This is a genomic window from Paenibacillus sp. NRS-1760, assembly GCF_050467785.1.
Taxonomy (GTDB): Bacteria; Bacillota; Bacilli; order Paenibacillales; family Paenibacillaceae; genus Pristimantibacillus.
Window position 1 is genome coordinate 249,141 of the sequence record NZ_JBITPK010000020.1, and the last position, 18,960, is coordinate 268,100.

15 protein-coding genes and 1 pseudogene are annotated in these 18,960 nt (G+C 42.8%); 10 read left to right on the forward strand and 6 right to left on the reverse strand.

Features of this window, described 5'->3' with window-relative positions; all coding sequences use genetic code 11:
- The first annotated feature begins 57 nt into the window (after positions 1 to 57).
- Positions 58 to 1,386, forward strand: coding sequence for an extracellular solute-binding protein (locus ACIFSR_RS27995; RefSeq protein WP_430061587.1), 1,329 nt, complete (start codon positions 58 to 60; stop codon positions 1,384 to 1,386).
- 110 nt (positions 1,387 to 1,496) lie between these two features.
- Entirely contained in the window at positions 1,497 to 3,149 is a 1,653-nt protein-coding gene (locus tag ACIFSR_RS28000; RefSeq protein WP_430061589.1) for an MGH1-like glycoside hydrolase domain-containing protein, read from the forward strand.
- Positions 3,150 to 3,241: 92 nt separating this feature from the next.
- Here ACIFSR_RS28000 and ACIFSR_RS28005 read toward each other — a convergent pair whose 3' ends face one another.
- Together ACIFSR_RS28005 and ACIFSR_RS28010 are read right to left on the reverse strand one after the other, a co-directional pair.
- Positions 3,242 to 4,423: an MFS transporter gene (locus ACIFSR_RS28005; protein WP_430061648.1), complete on the reverse strand. Its 1,182-nt coding sequence runs from the start codon at positions 4,421 to 4,423 to the stop codon at positions 3,242 to 3,244.
- A gap of 1,749 nt (positions 4,424 to 6,172) precedes the next feature.
- Positions 6,173 to 6,826 (reverse strand): transcriptional regulator, encoded by a 654-nt coding sequence (locus ACIFSR_RS28010; protein ID WP_339203930.1) that lies wholly within the window; start codon positions 6,824 to 6,826, stop codon positions 6,173 to 6,175.
- 589 nt (positions 6,827 to 7,415) lie between these two features.
- Here ACIFSR_RS28010 and ACIFSR_RS28015 point away from each other — a divergent pair.
- Positions 7,416 to 7,970, forward strand: a complete 555-nt coding sequence (locus ACIFSR_RS28015) for an FAD-dependent oxidoreductase (protein ID WP_430061591.1) — start codon at positions 7,416 to 7,418, stop codon at positions 7,968 to 7,970.
- A 1-nt stretch (position 7,971) separates the two neighbouring features.
- Complete coding sequence (gene sigJ / locus ACIFSR_RS28020) at positions 7,972 to 8,814, forward strand: RNA polymerase sigma factor SigJ (RefSeq protein ID WP_430061593.1); 843 nt, start codon at positions 7,972 to 7,974, stop codon at positions 8,812 to 8,814.
- A gap of 65 nt (positions 8,815 to 8,879) precedes the next feature.
- On the opposite strand, the gene ACIFSR_RS28025 is transcribed toward sigJ, so the two are convergent.
- Complete coding sequence (locus ACIFSR_RS28025; protein ID WP_430061595.1) at positions 8,880 to 9,410, reverse strand: hypothetical protein; 531 nt, start codon at positions 9,408 to 9,410, stop codon at positions 8,880 to 8,882.
- A gap of 198 nt (positions 9,411 to 9,608) precedes the next feature.
- Here ACIFSR_RS28025 and ACIFSR_RS28030 point away from each other — a divergent pair, with 198 nt between their 5' ends.
- The gene (locus ACIFSR_RS28030) at positions 9,609 to 10,724 is read left to right on the forward strand and encodes an NADH:flavin oxidoreductase (RefSeq protein ID WP_430061597.1); all 1,116 of its coding nucleotides are present in this window, start codon (positions 9,609 to 9,611) and stop codon (positions 10,722 to 10,724) included.
- A gap of 128 nt (positions 10,725 to 10,852) precedes the next feature.
- On the opposite strand, the gene ACIFSR_RS28035 is transcribed toward ACIFSR_RS28030, so the two are convergent.
- Positions 10,853 to 12,220 (reverse strand): MFS transporter, encoded by a 1,368-nt coding sequence (locus tag ACIFSR_RS28035; protein WP_430061599.1) that lies wholly within the window; start codon positions 12,218 to 12,220, stop codon positions 10,853 to 10,855.
- 169 nt (positions 12,221 to 12,389) lie between these two features.
- Here ACIFSR_RS28035 and ACIFSR_RS28040 point away from each other — a divergent pair, with 169 nt between their 5' ends.
- Complete coding sequence (locus ACIFSR_RS28040) at positions 12,390 to 13,064, forward strand: helix-turn-helix transcriptional regulator (RefSeq protein ID WP_430061601.1); 675 nt, start codon at positions 12,390 to 12,392, stop codon at positions 13,062 to 13,064.
- A gap of 100 nt (positions 13,065 to 13,164) precedes the next feature.
- Here the strand turns inward: ACIFSR_RS28040 and ACIFSR_RS28045 are convergent, their stop codons facing one another.
- A complete protein-coding gene (locus ACIFSR_RS28045; RefSeq protein WP_430061603.1) occupies positions 13,165 to 13,863 on the reverse strand; it encodes an MBL fold metallo-hydrolase in 699 nt (232 codons plus the stop codon).
- 16 nt (positions 13,864 to 13,879) lie between these two features.
- Between ACIFSR_RS28045 and ACIFSR_RS28050 the strand changes: the two are divergent.
- From ACIFSR_RS28050 to ACIFSR_RS28065, 4 genes and pseudogenes are all read left to right on the forward strand, one after another.
- A pseudogene (locus ACIFSR_RS28050) lies at positions 13,880 to 14,101 on the forward strand (Lrp/AsnC ligand binding domain-containing protein); the annotation flags it as partial.
- 356 nt (positions 14,102 to 14,457) lie between these two features.
- Complete coding sequence (locus ACIFSR_RS28055; protein ID WP_339203921.1) at positions 14,458 to 15,489, forward strand: ATP-binding cassette domain-containing protein; 1,032 nt, start codon at positions 14,458 to 14,460, stop codon at positions 15,487 to 15,489.
- Positions 15,486 to 16,301: an ABC transporter permease gene (locus ACIFSR_RS28060; RefSeq protein WP_430061605.1), complete on the forward strand. Its 816-nt coding sequence runs from the start codon at positions 15,486 to 15,488 to the stop codon at positions 16,299 to 16,301. The genes ACIFSR_RS28055 and ACIFSR_RS28060 overlap by 4 nt, the downstream gene beginning before the upstream one ends.
- Positions 16,302 to 16,469: 168 nt before the next feature.
- The gene (locus ACIFSR_RS28065) at positions 16,470 to 17,279 is read left to right on the forward strand and encodes an aminoglycoside phosphotransferase family protein (protein ID WP_430061607.1); all 810 of its coding nucleotides are present in this window, start codon (positions 16,470 to 16,472) and stop codon (positions 17,277 to 17,279) included.
- A gap of 64 nt (positions 17,280 to 17,343) precedes the next feature.
- Here the strand turns inward: ACIFSR_RS28065 and ACIFSR_RS28070 are convergent, their stop codons facing one another.
- Complete coding sequence (locus ACIFSR_RS28070; RefSeq protein ID WP_430061609.1) at positions 17,344 to 18,804, reverse strand: MFS transporter; 1,461 nt, start codon at positions 18,802 to 18,804, stop codon at positions 17,344 to 17,346.
- Positions 18,805 to 18,960 lie beyond the last annotated feature (156 nt).

An 18,960-nucleotide genomic window follows, 5' to 3' on the forward strand; every position in this document is an offset into this window, starting at 1 on the left:
TCAGGGTAGCATCATAAGTGAAAGCGAATTCATAATAGGGTATTGGGGGAAATCAAAATGAAACAGCGGTTGCTTATTTTGGCTTTAGGAATGTTAATGGTGTTCACTGCGGCATGCTCAGGTGGTACGGGCAGTGGAGCATCAAGCAATGAAAAAGAGAAAAACGGAAATGAGTCAAGTGAAGCAAAACAAGTAGAACTGCGCATTATGTGGTGGGGAGATCAAAAGAGGGCGGATATTACAAACGAGGCGTTGAAAATTTTCCAAGAGAAAAACCCCTCCATTAAGGTTGTTGGCGAGTTTGCTCCATCCACTGGTTATTTCGATAAGCTTAATACGCAGCTTGCTTCCGGCACGGCGCCAGACATTTTTTTCTTAGGAGGAAATGTGGTCGATTATGCGAATAAGGAAGTGCTTCTTGATCTTTCTCCATATGTGGATAAAGAGCTTAATTTAAGCGATATGGATCAATCGATGATTCAATATGGCACGATCGGCGGCAAGCTTCTTCATATTTCTGCTGGTGCTAATGCACGCGGAGTCGTTGTGAATAAGACGATGTTCGAGAAAGCTAGCCTTCCCGTACCTGAGGATGGTTGGAATTGGGAAGACTTTGCACGAATCAGCAAAGAAATCTCGGACAAACTGGGCAGCGGTGTCTATGGTACTTACAACATGTCCATTGATGGAATGGATATCGGTCTGAAGCAGCAAGGTAAACAGCTTTATGATATGGATAAAGGGACGCTGGGCTTCGAAGAGGCTGACGTATTAAGTTGGTTCCAATATTGGGATGAAACGATGAAAGCCGGCGGTGTTGTCCCATCCGAGCTGCAAGTATCCAATCCTCCCGGCGATACGAGTAAGTCATTAGTCGTCACAGGAAAAGTAGCAATGAGCTTAATTCCGTCCAATCAATTGGCAGCTTTGCAAGGACTTACGCAAGATGAGCTGATTATGGTACAGCTGCCGCGCGGCGAGAAGGGAACCGGCGTAGTGTTCGAGTCAAGCCAAGGTTTGTCGGGTTATGCCAAGACCAAGCATCCAAACGAGGTAGCGACGTTGTTGAGTTTCTTCATTAATGATCCCGATGTTGCTAAATTGTTAGGCAATGATCGCGGTGTACCAGTGGTTGCGGCTAACCGCAAGCTCCTTGAAACTAGCGCGAACAGCGTAGAGAGAATTGTTTATGACTACACAAGCCGTGTTTCAGAAGCGACAAACAAGGAGCCGTTTGCGGTCAGCTACAATCCTCCGGGCTTCTCTGAATATTCCAAGCTTGCCGAGTCAACGATGTATGAAATTGGTTTCGGACGCAAGAGCGTAGAAGTGGCTGTTAAGGACTTCTATAATGGCACTCTGAAAATATTCAAAAACAATCAATAGTTTCCTATGAGTTGGGATTAGCAATGCATGAATAGACAGGCTGCCTCGCGGCAGTCTGTTTTTAAATTTAGTGTAGAAAACAATTATATCGGAAACGCGAGGCGATTAGGATGAGCGAATCATTGCTGAAGCAGCTTCGGGAGCTGTCTATAGATGAGAAGATTGGCGAGTTGAAGAAACCATCTCATATAAATAGCCTTGAGGAATGGAAGCAATCCGGCATTCGTTTTACAACACGTTCAGGTAAGCTTGAGCAGGTCTATTATGCAGCAGTGCGCAAGCTGCTCGATTGTATTGTTCCTACGGGCGGCGAAGAGCCGATTTTGCAAGAAGGAGGAATCTATCTCGGCTGTTGGCTGGAAAGTACAGGAACGATTAATGCTGAGCTGCTTTCTCGCTTTATTCCATCCGTATCGGATGCAACTTTCCGCTCGTTTGCCGTGCACCAGCGTGAGGATGGTTTGTTGCCATATAAGGTAACGGAGCATGGTCCTGCATTTCGGCAGATTCAGCTGGTGACGCCGCTTGCACGCAGTATATGGAACCACTATAAGCTGAATCAAGCGGGGAAGCTGTTTTTGCAAACGATGTATACTGCGATGGCAAGCTACGATGAGTGGCTGGTTCAGTACCGAAATACCCGTGGAACAGGTTGTGTAGAGGCATTCAGTACTTTTGACACGGGGCATGATCTTTCACCGCGGTTCTGGCATGTCCCTGACACCCCTCATCTTAATGATGCAGCGGAAATGAATCCTGATTCTCCGATTTTACCCTTTTTGGCGCCGGATTTAACCGCAAACGTATATTGTCAACGTCTTTACTTGGCTCGAATTGCAGAGGAGCTTGAGCTTCCTAGCAAGCAGCACTGGCTAGCGAAAGCCGAAGAGAGCTTAACGAGTTTGTATCGTTATTGCTTTGATGAAGAGGATCATTTCTTCTATGATCGAGACCGAAATGATGAGCTTGTGCGAGTACAATCGGATGTGCTGCTGCGCGTAATGGCATGCGAAGTAGGGGATCAGGCTTTTTTTGATACGATGCTTAGACGTTATTTATTGAATACAAGCAAATTTTTTGCCAAATATCCATTTACTTCGATGGCTATGGACGATCCGCGTTTTGATCCGTTCTCTAGCTACAACAGCTGGGGAGGCGCATCGAACTTCCTTAGCTTGATTCGCGCCCCTCATGCTTTCGAGCATCATGGACGGCACGTTGAACTCACTTGGGTGATGTACCCGATCTTAGCTTCATTTACCAAAGCAACCCGCTTTGCACAGGCGGTTAGCCCGTGGACTGGAGATGAGGGATTTACTGAGGCGTATTCACCATCGATATTGTGCCTGTTAGATTATGTAGAGCGTTTATGCGGAATTTTGCCTACACCAGATGGCGAGCTATGGTTTACGGGACTTGTACCCTACAATATGGATCATGGAGAAGAGATTACCGGTGAGACAGGCTACAGCCGAATCGTGGATGGTGTTACCTATGAACTGTTAAATATGCAGGCGGGGTCGGAGCTGTATCGAAATGGAGAAAGCTTCATCCGTTTTCCAAGCGGCATTCGCGTGATTACCGATCGCGAGGGTCAAATGAAGGGAATCATTGGAATGAGTGTACGTGAGATTCAGGGTGTAATTATTTATAATAATCAAGAGATTCCTTTTTATGTGAAAGGTAATGAGTATTTGACCTTTGAGAACGGCAAGTTTAGCGTGGAGCGTGCAATTGGCGTCGTAAATCCGACTTACCGTTAATTGCGGGGTTGAAAAGGGAATGATTTATGTAGACTCTCCATTGTGCAACAAAGAACAAGCCTTGAACCCGAATGTGCTCAAGGCTTGTTTTGTTATTGAGGCAGCTGTGACAGACGACGTTCCCTTATCAGCACAATAGACATAATCGTTATTGAAATAGATACTAGCGCAATTGGAATGACGAATATGGATGGATCGTAGCCTTCGATGAATAATGGTAACAAATATCCGATTAATGATGCCGTTAGTGAAATGAAAACGTACAAGCTTGCGCCGAATCCGGTCCGGCCTGCGAACATGCGCTGCACATACCCCATCGCTACTCCGTACAAGATGGATACAAAAAAAGAATAAATCGGCTGAATGAGGAAAAAAACGATCAATGGCGAGTGCAAGGCATAAATCGTATAAGTAATAAGCGCCCCAAAGCCGCCGATTAAAATAATTATTTTGCTGCCGTATTTCGCAGCCCAATAACCGGCGATGGTCATGAACAACAGCTCGAATACGGCTTGGGAGCTCCAAATATAAGACATATATTCCGGCTTGCCGAACAACGTTTTTACAACAAGCGGCAAGTACAATCCGCGAATGGCATCTGCGCATGCAAGCAGCAGCAGAGCAATTAGCATAATGAGGGAAAAAGGCTCGCTCGCTCCCATATTAGCTTGTTTTTTCTCTTCAGAGTGTTCCCGGTAGAACAACAGCAGGATAACGAGCATTGCGTAACCTGCAAAGTTGCCCCATAATACACCTTGAAATGTAGCAATCAAATACAAATTCGCTCCTGCCAGCAAACCGCAAAAAAATCCAACACTATACCCTGCGCGCAGCCAAATTTGTGCCATCTCCACAATATCTCCGGCAAGTCTAGCAAAGTGATTTCGAGATATAGCGAACAATTGTCCCATAATGAGTCCGGACGGAGCGCTCACAACACACATGCCGATCAGCGCCTGGACATAACCTTCTGCATTCATGTAAATTATCAAACCGACGAGACATAACAAAGCAGCGGCAATGACCAGTCTTTTTCTGCTGCGCAGCTTATCACTTAAAAGTCCAACTGTAATCGTAGTTCCCATATTGAGCAGCAGTGATACAACGAAGATCGATACGACTTCATTCTTTGAAAGTCCGATGCTCTCACTTAAATAGATAGCATTCATCGGTGCTAGAATGCCCATGCCGATGCCATAACAAAATAAGGTGAAAAGCATCCTACCTGCACCATCCACCTGCAAAAAACGTTTCATATCTGCGGCAATACGCATCTTCAACCTGCTCCATTCTCCTCATGATCTTGCCAAATTCTAACAAAGTGTAGCTCACTTTTCTCTTGTTGTCTAGAAGAAAACGGTGGTTTTATGCAGACCATGAATGAATTACTTTGGCCGCGTTCTTATGGAGAACGATGGGAAATGTAAGCTTTGTAGCACTTTTTGGATTTGCCGAGTGGACGCGGATTCTTTTTAACAACATTTTGGACTGGTTGAAGAAGAAAAGTGTCAACCTGCAAGTCGTATTTCATCGGTCGGTCACTATTAAATGTGACCAAACACAATCTGCTACACTTTACACATAGGAGAGATTATATAGTAGGCGGATTGTATCCGTGTTTATTTTGTTAACAAACCATAGCGTGCTTATATTAGCGCAAACTAGGGATATGTGTTTTTACGAATGGTGGTACCTGTCTAACGATCCGTTGCGTGCTTATATTAGCGAAAACTGGGGTTATGTGTTTTTACGAATGGTAGCACCTGTCTAACGAACCGTAGCGTGCTTATATTGGAGAAAACTAAGGTTTATTTGTTTTTACGAATGGTGGCACCTGTCTAACGAACCGTACTATGCTTATATTGGAGAAAACTAAGGTTTTTTTATTTTAACGAACACCATTGGCGTTATCGACCCATATTCAGCGCAAAATGAGCTGTTTTACTCGAAATAACGATTGTGAGGTTCGTAAGAACAATAAGTTGCTACATTATAAGCAAATAAGCGTTACTTGATTCGTTAGCTCGGATGTCCACTAAAGTTGATTGCGGATGAGTACAGTAAGAAGTTGGAGATACGAGTTATTGAGTTCTTAAGTAGCCTATCTAATGATGTTGATTGCTGCTGAGTACAGTAAGAAGTTGGAGATACGAGTTATTGAGTTCTTAAGTAGCTTATCTAATGATGTTGATTGCTGCTGAGTACAGTAAGAAGTTGGAGATATGAGTTACTGAGTTCTTAAGTAGCTTAATTAATGACGTTTATTGCGTTTGAGTACAGTAAGAAGTTGGAGATTCGAGTTACAGAGTTCTTAAGTAGCTAATCTAATGACGTTGATTGCTGCTGAGTATGAGTACAGTAAGAAGTTGGAGATATGAGTTACTGAGTTCTTAAGTAGCCTATCTAATGACGTTGATTGCTGCTGAGTATGAGTACAGTGAGAAGTTAAAGATACGAGTTACTGTGTTCTTAAGTAGCTATCTGATGACGTTGATTGCTGCTGAGTATGAGTACAGTAAGAAGTTAAAGATACGAGTTACTGAGTTCTTAAGTAGTTTATCTACTAACTTTGATTATGGCAGAGTACAGTATGTAACTGAAATTGACTAGATTATGGAGGATTCACATCGCATACTGAGCTGTAATTCATAGGTTGATGACCATTCCCTCTGTAATTACATGCCGAGTAAACGATGTAACCTTTTTAGTAAGGGGTGAACACTTAGCTTCACCCCTCTATATAAGATTGAAGAGTAAACGAATTGTATCAGTGAGATTTTTCTAACGAACTGTAGTGCGCTTATATTGGAGAAAACTACATTTTTATTATTTTAACGAACCCTATTGGTGTTATTGCGTCAGATTAAGTGGAATATGAGCAGTTTTACTCGAAATAACGATAGTGGAGTTCGTAAGAATAATTAGTCGTTACATTTTGGGCAAATAAGAGTTACTGGGTTCGTTAGCCATTTGTCTGATATCGTTGATTACTGCTGACCACAGCCAATAGCCGAGGATAAGAGTTACTGGGTTCGTAAGCCGTATGTTCGATAACGTTGATTGCCGCTGACTACAGTTAATAGCTGGAGATCGACTAGCTTGTGAAGAATTCGCCGTGCATGCTGGTCGGTTATTGCTAGATGGGATCCGAGTTCCGATGGTGAAAATGGACGAAATAGTCGCCTTGCATACCGGAATGTTTCTGCCTCTAGCCAAGTCAAATCACAAGGGGCATCCATAGCGATAAACTTCCCAATAAAAGAAAGAACGAGCTGCTCGCAGCGCTTCGGTTCATCGATAATGGACAAATAGGCGATCGGTAAAAATACCCAATCATCAAGCGCTAATAAACAATGCCGCCAACATAAGTCCTTAAACCGTCTAACATCTAAGTCTCTTGCGTGAGGTCCATAACCTTGTATTTCAATCCCTCCCTTAACATCACCGCTGGGCATATAAGCTAGATCCAGATAACGAAATCCATTGTTGAAATCACGAACTTCCCATTCAGGATAAAGATGGTTGAAATTTTTTACAGCAGGAAACCACACGGAACGTAAAAATTCAATAGTACCATGGCCAAGTCCTTTCTCGAGTAATTCCCGTCTTCTATGATTTTGTTCTTGGGAAATGGCTAAATGCATCCATTCCTCATAAGCTTGTTCAAATCTTGACATCGCAATTTTCATCCTCTCAATCATTGGTGGTAAAAACGAAAAAGCCGCTTCAACACATGTTCACCCATAAAGGTGCAGAATGTGCCAAAGCGGCGTGTGCTTCACGACCAGCGTTATACAGATAGTATAACGATAATTCATTTGATTTCAATAATCTTTTTTCGCCAGAGCGAGTTCAACCGATAACTTGCTCTCACCCATCAAACCGAAGTTAAAAGAATCAAAGAAAAATGGGAAGTTGATTAGTGATGACAATTTTGGAGACAGAAGCGAAAGTGCTGTTGAACGGCAAGTAGTAGATCAGTTTCTTAAGCTAGGATAAAAAGTGAGGGCTTTTTAACACGTAATCCTCATTCGAGTTTTCTAGCTGAAGTGGAAATTGTAGCAGGGGACTTATGTGAGACAAGTACACTTGTTAAAGAACGATGTGTCATACAAGGGATGCATTAATTATAACCGGTGCACATCATTCTATTAAAAAATCGTAGTATTATCATTTAAGCACTGATCAGGGCAGAAAAATGAATACTATTCTGTAACAAAACACCTTTGCTATTTGTCATATAAGCAAAAACATGAGGTGATCATAATGAATGAGCGAAAAACAGCCTATGACGCAGTCATTATTGGCGGCGGTTTGTCTGGTCTGACAGCTTCTATTTATTTGGCTAAAGCAGGATTATGCGTGCTGCTAGTCGAAAAGTCCAATCGATTGGGCGGAAGGGCATTAACGGTGAAAAAGAAAGGAGTTTATCTCAACCTGGGTGTTCATTCTTTCTATCAGGATGGGGTAGGCGAGGAAGTGCTAAAAGAGCTTGATGTTAAGCTAAAAGGAGCCAATCCACCGCCATCAGTGGCCGCAATTTGGAACAATCAAGTGTTTCCTTTGCCGACTGGACCCATTCAATTGCTGACATCTAAATTGTTCTCGTTTACTGGGAAAATAGAGCTAGCACGGTTTATGATGAAATTAGCTAAAATCGATACAACGAAACTCGAAAGGGTAACATTCCGAGAATGGGCTGAAAAGGAAGTTCAAGATCCGATGATTAGGCATGTTATTTATTCGATTTGCCGGACGAACACCTTTGTGCCGCACCCAGAGCTGCTAATAGCCTCAATTGCTGTGACAGCTATATGTTGAATTGAAGCCGTTATTATTTTCGCTCGCTTATCAAATGATGGGCAGTGTCGCGGATGCGGAAGATATTGTTCAGGACGCGTTTATCTCTTTGCATGAAGATCAGTCTGATCATATCCAGTTTATTAAAGCTTATATGTGCAAAGTAGTTACGAATAAATGCCTGAATAAGTTGAAATCGACAAGCAGGCAGCGGGAATTGTATGTGGGACCGTGGCTGCCAGAGCCTCTCGTTACGAGTGGTGTTAACTCAAACGATCCGCTCCAACTATACATTTCGAAGGAAATGTTGTCTACCGCATACTTGCTGTTATTGCAGCAGCTGACCGCCGTAGAGCGTGTTGTTTTTCTACTAAGGGAGTTGTTTCATTACCCATTTCAAGATATTGCCGCTATTCTCGATAAGAGCAGCGGAAACTGTAGGCAAATTTTTTATAGGGCAAAAAAAAGCATAGGGTCCTCTTCCAGCAGTAAATTGGCTCCGCAGGAGATTGCTAGTCCTATGATGGAGGAATTCATAAACGCGATCATTTCTGGCAATATCAATCGCATGCTGGCGATTCTTTCCACGGAAACAGTATTGTATACGGATGGATGCGGCAAAACAAATGCGGCCCTGCGTCCGATTGTGGGGCAAAATCTTATTATCCGTTATTTTACGGCGATTAGGCCGGAAGTTCCTTCAGATTTCACTTGTGATGTTGTTGAACTAAATGGAAATAGCGGCATTGTGATTAAGTCTGGCGAGCTTACGTTTTCGGTTATTACCTTCCATATCAAAGACAACGTCATTTCGGACATTTATATCGTCATGAATCCAGAGAAACTGCGCCATTTTAATAGATAGAAAATAAATAAATAAATAAAACAACCATAACAGCAGAGATGCAGTTATGGTTGTTTTGGCTCGTATTAGACCAAGAAATATCGAATCAAGCCTAAGAGGGCGAAGCAGAATAAAACTGTACCAGAACCAATACCTGTAATTGCGCTATGGGCTATCTTAAGCTTTGGAGATATGATTAACGTACTGATGGAAACGGCAACCAACAACGCAGCAAGTACATATAAACTGGGATCATTGAAAACATGTTTCAAACTAATAAAATGAATACCAACAATAAAGGCAATCCAAGGGGAAACGTATTTGCTGCGTTTTGTTTTTATAAATACAAAAGCACCCGCACCAGCCAAAATAATCTCAGTGTATACCGAAATCAAATAGTTTTTGAAAGATGATTGATTAGACAAAGCGGAGGGTGCGTCCCAGTTCGTTATACTAAGGTAGACGCCTGCCAAGCATACTAGAAGTGCAATGCCAGAAGCTATGCCAATGTATTTGCGCCAACTCGCTCTAGGATTTTCTTGTGCCCAGCCAAACCAACTGAAACTAAACATGCCAAATATTGCTGCATACATGGTGTAATCTCGAAGATAATCCATACAAACCCTCCTAATGGATAACTGTTTTATTTGGATTCCTTTTCCATTATACCATCAGAGCATTTTTTTAGATTAAAAGGTTTTCGGTTTTACGGCATTGAAAATAAGTAAATTTCTGGGAATACACGGTAATTCATGATAGTATCTATAGTACACAAACCTAATTAAACTCAAATCAAATATATAGGAGGAATGTACATGTCTAATACCACAAATGAAACATCCGTTGAAGCTTTATTTAAGCCCTTTGTCTCCAAAAATTTGCAGGTTGCCAATCGTATTGTGATGGCGCCAATGACAAGAGGATACTCCCCAAATGGAGTTCCAGGGGCTGATGTTGCAGCTTATTATCGTCGGCGGGCGGAGAATGGCGTTGGTCTTATCGTCACCGAAGGAACCGTAATCAATCATAAGGCTGCTGCTGCAAGTCCGAATTGGCCTCACTTTCATGGCGAGGCTGCGCTGAGCGGCTGGTCCAACGTGGTAAAAGAAGTGCATGAAGCCGGCGGTAAAATTATTCCGCAGCTATGGCATGTTGGGTTAACGCGCAAAATTGGCGACCTCCCCAATAACGAAGCATTGCCAATTGGTCCTTCGGGACTCAATCTATCAGGTGAGAAAATAACGGAGCCTCTAACGGAGAAAGAGATTGGGGATGTTATCGCAGCTTACGCACAGTCAGCGGCAGATGCAGCACGAATCGGCTTTGATGGTATTGAGCTTCATGGCGCGCATGGTTATTTGATCGATCAGTTCTTCTGGGGCCAAACAAATAAACGGACTGATCGCTATGGTGGCGACCTTGCAGCGAGGACACGTTTCGCTGTTGAGATTGTTGAAGCATGCCGTCGTGCAGTCGGAAGAGATTTCCCAATCGTATTCCGATTCTCACAATGGAAGGCAGGTCATTATGATGCCAAATTGACGGAAACGCCTCAGCAGCTTTTGCAATTTTTGACGCCGCTTGCTGATGCGGGAGTGGATGTCTTTCATTGTTCAACACGGCGATATTGGGAGCCGGAGTTCGAGGATTCTCAACTAAATCTGGCAGGATGGACGAAGAAGCTGACAGGAAAACCAACGATAACTGTAGGCTCAGTTGGGCTGGATAATGAATTTAGAAGCAGCAGCGGGGACGCTGCGAAGCCGGCCATTTTGAACAGCTTAATTGAAAGACTAGAAAAGGAAGAGTTTGATCTGGTAGCCATAGGCCGTGCACTGCTTGCTGATCCAGAATGGGCAGCCAAAATACGCGACAATCGAACAGATGAGCTGCTGAGCTATGACGCAGGCGCTACAAAAACTTTATATTAATGTCGTACACGATAGAAGAGGAGCCTGCAATTAGGCTCCTCTTCTTCTTTATGAACTAACTGACAGAGTAACTCACTCATTCATTCGCTTGAGATAATCTCTTCTCCTCCAGATCACCCCATCGTGTTTTAGCCTGCCATTGGTTTCTTAGAAGAAATACGAATACTTGCAAATAAACTCATAAGTATTAACAAAAGATTAAATCCCATCGTTACAATCAATCCCGATTGCATCGTCATTCCGGCAGCCTGACTAACGACAAGGATAGCACCGCCTATACCGATGACCACACCCGGTGTGAAAGAATCTGCAAATTGCAAATTAGCGGACGTCTCGCCAGCTCCGTCTTCACTAGTATGGGCAAATGCAACCGCACCGCTCGTTGGATGGGATAATCCCATTCCAATTCCTGCAATGATTTGCCCCATTACGGCCAAGGCAACCGTTACGTTTGGAATCCAAACGACTAAAGCAAAACCTATTGTGAGCAGCAGCACGCCTAAAATAATTCTTCTGTTGCGCCCACGACCTTGGTCTGCTGTATCCCAGCGCCCTTGCAAATAAGCAAAGAGACACCAGCTAAGCGCCGCGCTGGCAACAATTAATCCGGCATGAGCGGGATTAATGCCTTTAATATCGATTAGAGCTAACACAAGAAAATTTTGTGTACTGACATATGCGGCGAAGAAAAGTCCACGTGTTGCTAGAATAGCTGGCATGCCTCTTCGGAAGAGTAGAGTGCCCGTAGGCAGCAACTTGCGCAGTGGATATGACATGACGGCTAAGCCGGCAATGCTTAATACAGCTCCTGTAATTTTGGGCAGCATGCCAAGTCCAACGAGGAAAATACCAGTACCTATTGTTAAAAATAAAGCCATCCACGTAGCGGCGGCACCATTTCCCTCCCTTGTACCTTGTACCTTCAACTTTCTAAAAGCCGGCAAGCTAAGAATGGCTGACAAAACAATAATCGGCAATATGCCCCAGAATACAAAACGCCAAGACCACTGTTCTGCAATCAAACCGGCAACGAATGGACCGAGCATAGACGGAAGGACGTAGGCTGTACCGAATGCACCGAGTATTTTGGAACGCAATTCATCGGGATAGCTTAAGGAGATAGCGGTGTATACACAAGTCATCATCGCACCAGCACCAAGGCCTTGCAGCGCTCGCGCCGCAATCATAACGTACATATCGCTGGCAGCAGCCGCAGCAATCAGACCCGCAATAAACAAAACAAGTGCAATCGTAAAAGGTGCTGCTGGCCCTTTTTTATCAATAATTCGACCGACAACCAGGGTGCCAACAATCTGAGCAAGCAGATAAGTGCTGAATATCCAGCCAAAGAGATGAATGCCATTCAAATCACCGGCAATGGAAGGAGCGATCGTGGTTACGGCTAAGCCTTCAAATCCTACTGCCATCACTGACAAAATAATTCCTATCGATAGTGCAAAGTAACGTGGACTGAAAATGCTTTGATGATTCGGCATTGCCTTTAACCTCCAACAAAATTGTTTATGTATACGCCATATCCGGATACTTAGTAAACATATTTCTTTATAAAGTTTAGGCTACAGTTCAGCTTTGACTTTGTCAACATTTTTATTTAAAATGTAGAGAGTGATATAGAGTCAGTTGCCTCAAAAGGAGGTCCTTATAATGAGCGGAAGTCAAACGAACAAAGATTCCTCAACGAAGACGCGAAGAGGAATCGTTAATCTGCTGAAGCAGCAGGGTGGGATGGATGTTATGGCATTAGCCTCAGAGTTTCTATTGTCTGGAATGGCTATTCGCCAGCATTTAAATGCACTGAAAGAAGAAGGCTTAGTTACGTATGAAGAAGAAGCCCGTCCGATGGGACGACCGGCCAAGCTATGGAGATTAACGCCTGAAGCTGATCGGTTTTTTCCGAGCGGGTATTCGGAATTGTCAGTTAGTCTGCTTCAATCTATGAGAGAGGCTTTCGGAATCGAGGGGCTGGATAAGCTGCTGGCAGTACGAAATAAAAAAATGCTGGAGCAATACCTTTTCCAACTTGGCGGGGAACCTCATCTAATTGGAAAATTGGAGAAACTGGCTGATATTCGCACAAAAGAAGGTTATATGGCTGATATCAAGGATCTAGGCGATGGAAGCCTTTTGTTTATAGAGAAGCATTGTCCAATCTGTGAAGCTGCTGCTGCTTGTGCCGGGTTATGTAAAAATGAGTTAAGCCTCTTTCAATCCGTGCTAGGCAGTGAAGTTCAGATCGAACGCGTAGAGCATATTTTGTCAGGCGGAAGAAACTGTGTTTATAAGGTTATGGAACAAAATAGTTGCTATAGAGTACTTTGAATCCTGTATTATTAGTAGCACTTTAAATAAATTAGACATATTGAAGGCTGCCGAGAGTTTCTCGACAGCCTAATTACGCCAGAGAAAAATGATTTTTTATTTAAAAAGTGATGGATTCACCATCAATGGGTACTAAAATATGTTTTGAAAGTTCCTTTTCATTAAGGAATGCTTGTAATTCTCTTCGAGTTAATAAGCAGTGATTGAGTGCTTCCATATGTGAAACGATAATGGTTGATTGCGGAGCTGCCATATAGGTTTGATAAATGTCTTCTTTTGTCATAATGATCGGATCGCCTTGAAGAAATTGTGCAGCCCCTCCATTTACAATGATGACTTCAGGATGATGCAGTCTGATGCTGTCCTCAACATCATTGCACCATATCGTATCTCCTGCAAGATAAAGTGTTTTTTCATCCGGATGGTTAAAGACAACACCAGAAACCTCGCCCATCATCTTTCCAATTTCGCCAATACCATGTTTTCCGTTTGTTCTAGTTAAGCTAATGCCTTCTATATACGAAATACGATCTATCGATTGTACATTTTGAAAACCTGCTTTTCGGATGACTGCGACATCATCTTCAGACTGTGCAATAATAGGAATAGTTTTCGGCAATGCTTCGATCGCAGCGGCGTCAAAATGATCAGGATGTAAATGAGTGACAATAACGACATCTGCATCTATGATCTCTTCGATTGAAATGGGGAGATCTACTGTTGGGTTAAATGTATCCTTATTCAACGTATTTGGAAACGGAGGATTTGCCCCCTTTTTCGCCAAAAATGGATCAATCAAAAAGGTTTTATTTGCAATCCACTCCTTTATAAATATTTATACAAAAGGCACGGAACATAAGCCCTATTTGGCCTATATTGAGAAACAACAGCAGTACATCTTAAACAACTTCAAAATCAGTGGAGATGGTTGTTATCTTTTGGAGTGCAGATTTCCATCCAACCATGAGCTGGATCTATTTTTAACCGAATTAAATAATCATGTTAATTATAAGTTGTCTATTGTAATTAGTAAGTGAAAGGATTGAGCTGCTTTTTTTACGTTTAGAATTATAAGATGAAAAGCTATGAAATACTCTGATCGTATCATAGTCTTAAGTTTATGACATAGCTCTAAAACAGACCCTAATTCAAATGGCGGTTAGTTAGAAAGTCCTTATTTTCTGCAATCGGCAGAGAAATAGGGGCTTTTTTTGGTGACTTGCTTTTAAGTGGGATGTTTAATTTGTTTAATTTCTGTGAATCTAAGGTCAGGGATAGAATTTATGCGCTCGATAAAACGTAAGATTTAAACTGCGGATCATTTTTTGTTTAAATTCAGTTTACAAAGGTACGTTACCATCACGTTATCAACAGTTGTATAGGAGGAATTACAATGGTTCATGTAAATAAGAAGAAAATAGAGCCAAACCACGGTGATTGGGCTGTCGAAGCGAACGGACTCGTAAAAACCTTTGGTGAAAATCGGGCTGTGGATGGCGTGAATATGAATGTACGCGCAGGTTCAATTTACGGTGTGCTTGGTCCGAATGGAGCTGGCAAAACCACAACGATTAGTATGCTTGCAACCTTGCTTCGACCAGACGCAGGCTCGGCGCGCATCTTCGGGCACGATGTAGTAAAGGAATCGCAGATTGTTCGTCAATTAATTGGGGTAACCGGCCAGTACGCATCGGTTGATGAATCTCTAAGCGCTACAGAAAACCTGGTTATCTTCTCTAGGCTGCTAGGGCTCGGGCGTTCAGAAGCGAAGCGTAAAGCAGATGATTTGCTTGAGGAGTTTGGTTTGACGGAAGCAGCGAAGCGGCCGTTGAAAAACTTTTCTGGCGGCATGCGCCGCCGCTTGGATTTGGCAGCGAGTCTTATTGCACAACCGCCGCTTATCTTCTTGGATGAGCCGACTACAGGGCTTGACCCGCGTACGCGTGCTCAAATGTGGGATACGATTCGCCGGCTAGTGAAGACGGGGTCGACCGTGCTGTTAACGACACAGTACCTCGATGAGGCGGATCAATTGGCTGATAGAATCGCAGTTATCGATCGCGGTCGGGTAGTGGCAGAGGGCACGGTGGATGAACTGAAAGCTTCAGTAGGTACCTCCTCATTGCAATTAAGAGTACAAAACCCGCTGGACATCGAAGCAGCTCGTCAAACGGTTGAACATGTGCTGAAAACACAATCAATTGTGTTATATGAAGCTGGAATGATTACGGCCCCTATGGCGGATGCCGATTTGGTCACAGATCTGCTTATCGCACTGCGTGAGAGAGGTATTCATTTGGCAGAAATGAGCGTACAAAAACCTACCCTTGATGAGGTGTTCCTCACAATCACAGGTCATGGTGTTAAAGAGGACGCTGCACTAGCGTCCGATGTATCCAATAAAGCGGAGGCGGTAAAAGTATGAAAAGCACTTCCATTCAATCAGGATTTGATCGTGAGCTGAAAAACCACACGAGCTTTGGTCAAACCATTCGTAATTCATTAACAATGGCTTATCGCGGCCTGCTTAAAATTCGTCGCACACCTGAGCAATTGTTTGATGTTACACTTCAGCCAATCATCTTTACTTTAATGTTTACCTATATTTTTGGCGGTGCCATCTCAGGTGACGTAATCAGTTATTTGCCCGTCATCATTCCCGGCATTCTCGTGCAGACTGTAATTACGACCTCAGTTGTTACTGGCGTTCAATTGCGTGAGGACATGGACAAAGGTGTATTTGATCGGTTCAAGTCATTGCCAATCTCACGAATTGCTCCGTTAGCTGGAGCTTTGCTTGCAGACACCATTAGGTACACTATTGCTACTGTACTCACTTTAACTATGGGATACATTATGGGCTATCGTCCTGATGGAGGCATTGACCATGTGGCCATCGCTGCTCTACTTGTGATCTTCTGTTCTTGGTCAATCAGCTGGATCTTCGCTTTCTTCGGCGTCATTGCCCGTACTGCCTCAAGCGTACAAGGGATATCGATGATTGTGCTGTTTCCGCTGACGTTTCTTTCCAATGCCTTTGTGCCGGTTGATACAATGCCGAAATGGCTTCAATGGTTTGTCAACATCAATCCGGTCTCCCATCTTGTCAGTGCCGTCCGTGATTTGACCAACTCTGGAACGGTAGGCTGGGATTTGGCTATCTCTCTGATCGGAGCAATTGTGATCGTAGCGATCTTTGCACCGATTACGGTTCGCGCCTATATGCGCCGGACATAATGAACTGCGTGGAGTTTAATTGGTGCAAGCGCCAAGCTCCACCAATCGCTCTAATTAAAACGGCAGAAATGCCGTTTTTTTGTTTTATTTTTTTATAGCGAGTTCTAGTAAAATTCGCAAATTTCCATAATATGCTATGATTATTGGTAGAAAAGTATAGATGATACCATGAATGAAGCAGCCATTTGGAAAGGAAAGATGACATCAATGAAGTATGGGAAATTAATCGGTGAAGGCAATACCGCATCGGTATATGAATGGGAAGAAGGGACAGTGCTTAAGCTTTTCGTGCACGGTTATCCAAAAAGTGATGTAGAAAGAGAATTTAGAAACGCACAAGCCATTAATGATATGAACTTCGAAAAACCAAAGGCATATGAGATGGTTAGTTGCGAAGAGCGTATGGGTATTATTTATGACAAAGTGGAGGGCGAATCACTGCTCGATTGGGTTTTGAAAACAGGTGATCTCCATGGATGCGCGGAGCATATGTCCAAGCTTCATAAGTCGATTTTACAGAACAGAGTTAGCACTAGCAATGTGCCGGATTACAAATCATTTTTAAAATACAATATAATAAATGCGTCATCGGCTAATGCAATGGAACAAGAAGGCGTATTGCAAAAATGGAGTGAATTGAAGGATGGAGACACACTTTGTCATGGTGATTTTCATCCAGGCAATATACTATTATTCAATGGTCAGACAAAAGTTATCGATTTCATGAATGTGTGTCACGGACATTTTTTATATGATGTTGCAAGAACTGTATTTTTGGTAGAGTATACACCCGTGCCTGAAGGTACAGAGGATATAGAGGTGGTCAGGGGATTAAAGAGAACATTGGCAGATTTGTATCTTGTCCAAATGGATGTTACCCGAGAAATGATACAAGACTATTTATCGGTAATCATTGCGGCTAGAGTCGGAGAATGTCCTGACGAACCCCGCTGGAGAACAACAGTAAATAGCGGCTAAAGCGGAGAAAGAAAAAGACAGCCTCCAGTTGAATGGAATGCTGTCTTTTTTTTGCAGCTATGCACTAGTGATTGAAGGCTTGCTCTTTTTGCTTGTTCAAGGCGATGAAAACAGTAAATAACAGAAGGATGATTCCAGTAAAGATGAACCCTTCGATAATATTGAAAGGAAGCCATCCCAGAACGGATGAGCCTGCAACCACACCAAGAGAGAAGAAGGCGTAGAAATATCCATAAGCTTTCCCGCGAAGCTCTGCTGGCGTAGCTCTAATGAGCATCGTATTGATGGATGGAAACAAGAACGCAAAGCCGATTCCATATAGTCCTAAAACAAAATAAAGTCCTAATGTCGTTGATGATTGGCTAATAAGCAGCTGACTTAATCCCATTAAACCCATGCCTAATGCCATCGTTCGTGATGGGGAAACGCGATCGAATATACGGTTTGTAGGAAGTACAAACATGAGAACGGCAATGATCCCGAAAGTGCTCATTAGCGTACCGCTTAATTTCGAATCATATCCAAGCGTTTGAACATGCAGCGGCAACAAATAAGCGATTACGCCTTGAGAGAACATTAAGAAAAAGGCACCGCCATAAGCTTTTACAACACCTGCATTAAAGAATGAGCCTGCTGCTTGTTCGATCGTTTTTTCTTTTTCTTTCTTCAATGGTTTGTACTTGCTTAAAAAAATTGCAGACAAAATGGCGAGTGCAAACCCTAATACAGCTACACAAGTAAAAACGAAGGGAACGGAAGTTTTGCTTGCCATAATTCCGCTGAAAGCAGGTCCAATAATGGCGGCTAATCCAACAAATGTACCCGTGAAGGCAACTTTTTTCCCTTGCTCATTATTTATCGTAGTATTTGCAGAGAAAGTAAACGCAGCTGGAACAATTAATCCGGCCACAAAACCATGAATGATTCGTACGATTATTAATACGACTGGAGAGTCAACGAATTGATATAGCAGCAGTGCGCTGCTTGTCAGAAGCAAACCGATCATTAGTATTTTGAACGGCCCTACCTTATCCGTCATAATACCAGACAATATGTTGCCAAACGTATTGGTTAACGAATAAAGACCAACAACAATGCCTACAATAAACGAGCTTGCACCAACGGAAGCGGCAAAAGTACTCATAACCGGCAGCTGTGCAAATAAATCAATAAAAGAGAAAAACACGATACTGTACACTAATATGGCATAGTTAAATGGCTTTACGCTATATTTGACTTGTGCCTTCTTCAGCTTCCAATCGAGCAAAAAGTTGCCTAATGGCACAAAAGCCGCAATTACTGCTGCTGCAGGCCAAAGCAAACTCCACTTCACTCGAATAGCTGCGTAAAGTATTGCTACAGCATATAAACTGAAAATCCCCCCGTGAATACTTCCCATAAGCGTCACGGCTTGCTCTATTCCCCATATATATTTCAAGGGCATAGCGATACATAATAATAAAAGTAATGAAATGCCATCTAGAAAACCTGTGATTCGTAAAATGTGAATTGGATGTCCTCGCACTTTTCATGCTCCTAATATAGATTGAATTGATCTCTCTATTCTAACATTTAATTAGGCGATAAAAATAGAACGAGGCAGATGGAAAGTGAAGGTTCAGCAACAAATATGAGATGAACGATTTATTTTTGGAAGATGTCGTCAGAAATGGTGAATTCG

What these genes read in the sequence shown, in the direction of transcription:
- ACIFSR_RS27995 (WP_430061587.1), top strand. Translation starts at nt 58, where the DNA reads ATGAAACAGCGGTTGCTTATTTTGGCTTTAGGAATGTTAATGGTGTTC.
- ACIFSR_RS28000 (WP_430061589.1), top strand. Translation starts at nt 1,497, where the DNA reads ATGAGCGAATCATTGCTGAAGCAGCTTCGGGAGCTGTCTATAGATGAG.
- ACIFSR_RS28005 (WP_430061648.1), bottom strand. Translation starts at nt 4,423, where the DNA reads ATGCGTATTGCCGCAGATATGAAACGTTTTTTGCAGGTGGATGGTGCA.
- ACIFSR_RS28010 (WP_339203930.1), bottom strand. Translation starts at nt 6,826, where the DNA reads ATGTCAAGATTTGAACAAGCTTATGAGGAATGGATGCATTTAGCCATT.
- ACIFSR_RS28015 (WP_430061591.1), top strand. Translation starts at nt 7,416, where the DNA reads ATGAATGAGCGAAAAACAGCCTATGACGCAGTCATTATTGGCGGCGGT.
- ACIFSR_RS28025 (WP_430061595.1), bottom strand. Translation starts at nt 9,410, where the DNA reads ATGGATTATCTTCGAGATTACACCATGTATGCAGCAATATTTGGCATG.
- ACIFSR_RS28030 (WP_430061597.1), top strand. Translation starts at nt 9,609, where the DNA reads ATGTCTAATACCACAAATGAAACATCCGTTGAAGCTTTATTTAAGCCC.
- ACIFSR_RS28035 (WP_430061599.1), bottom strand. Translation starts at nt 12,220, where the DNA reads ATGCCGAATCATCAAAGCATTTTCAGTCCACGTTACTTTGCACTATCG.
- ACIFSR_RS28040 (WP_430061601.1), top strand. Translation starts at nt 12,390, where the DNA reads ATGAGCGGAAGTCAAACGAACAAAGATTCCTCAACGAAGACGCGAAGA.
- ACIFSR_RS28055 (WP_339203921.1), top strand. Translation starts at nt 14,458, where the DNA reads ATGGTTCATGTAAATAAGAAGAAAATAGAGCCAAACCACGGTGATTGG.
- ACIFSR_RS28060 (WP_430061605.1), top strand. Translation starts at nt 15,486, where the DNA reads ATGAAAAGCACTTCCATTCAATCAGGATTTGATCGTGAGCTGAAAAAC.
- ACIFSR_RS28065 (WP_430061607.1), top strand. Translation starts at nt 16,470, where the DNA reads ATGAATGAAGCAGCCATTTGGAAAGGAAAGATGACATCAATGAAGTAT.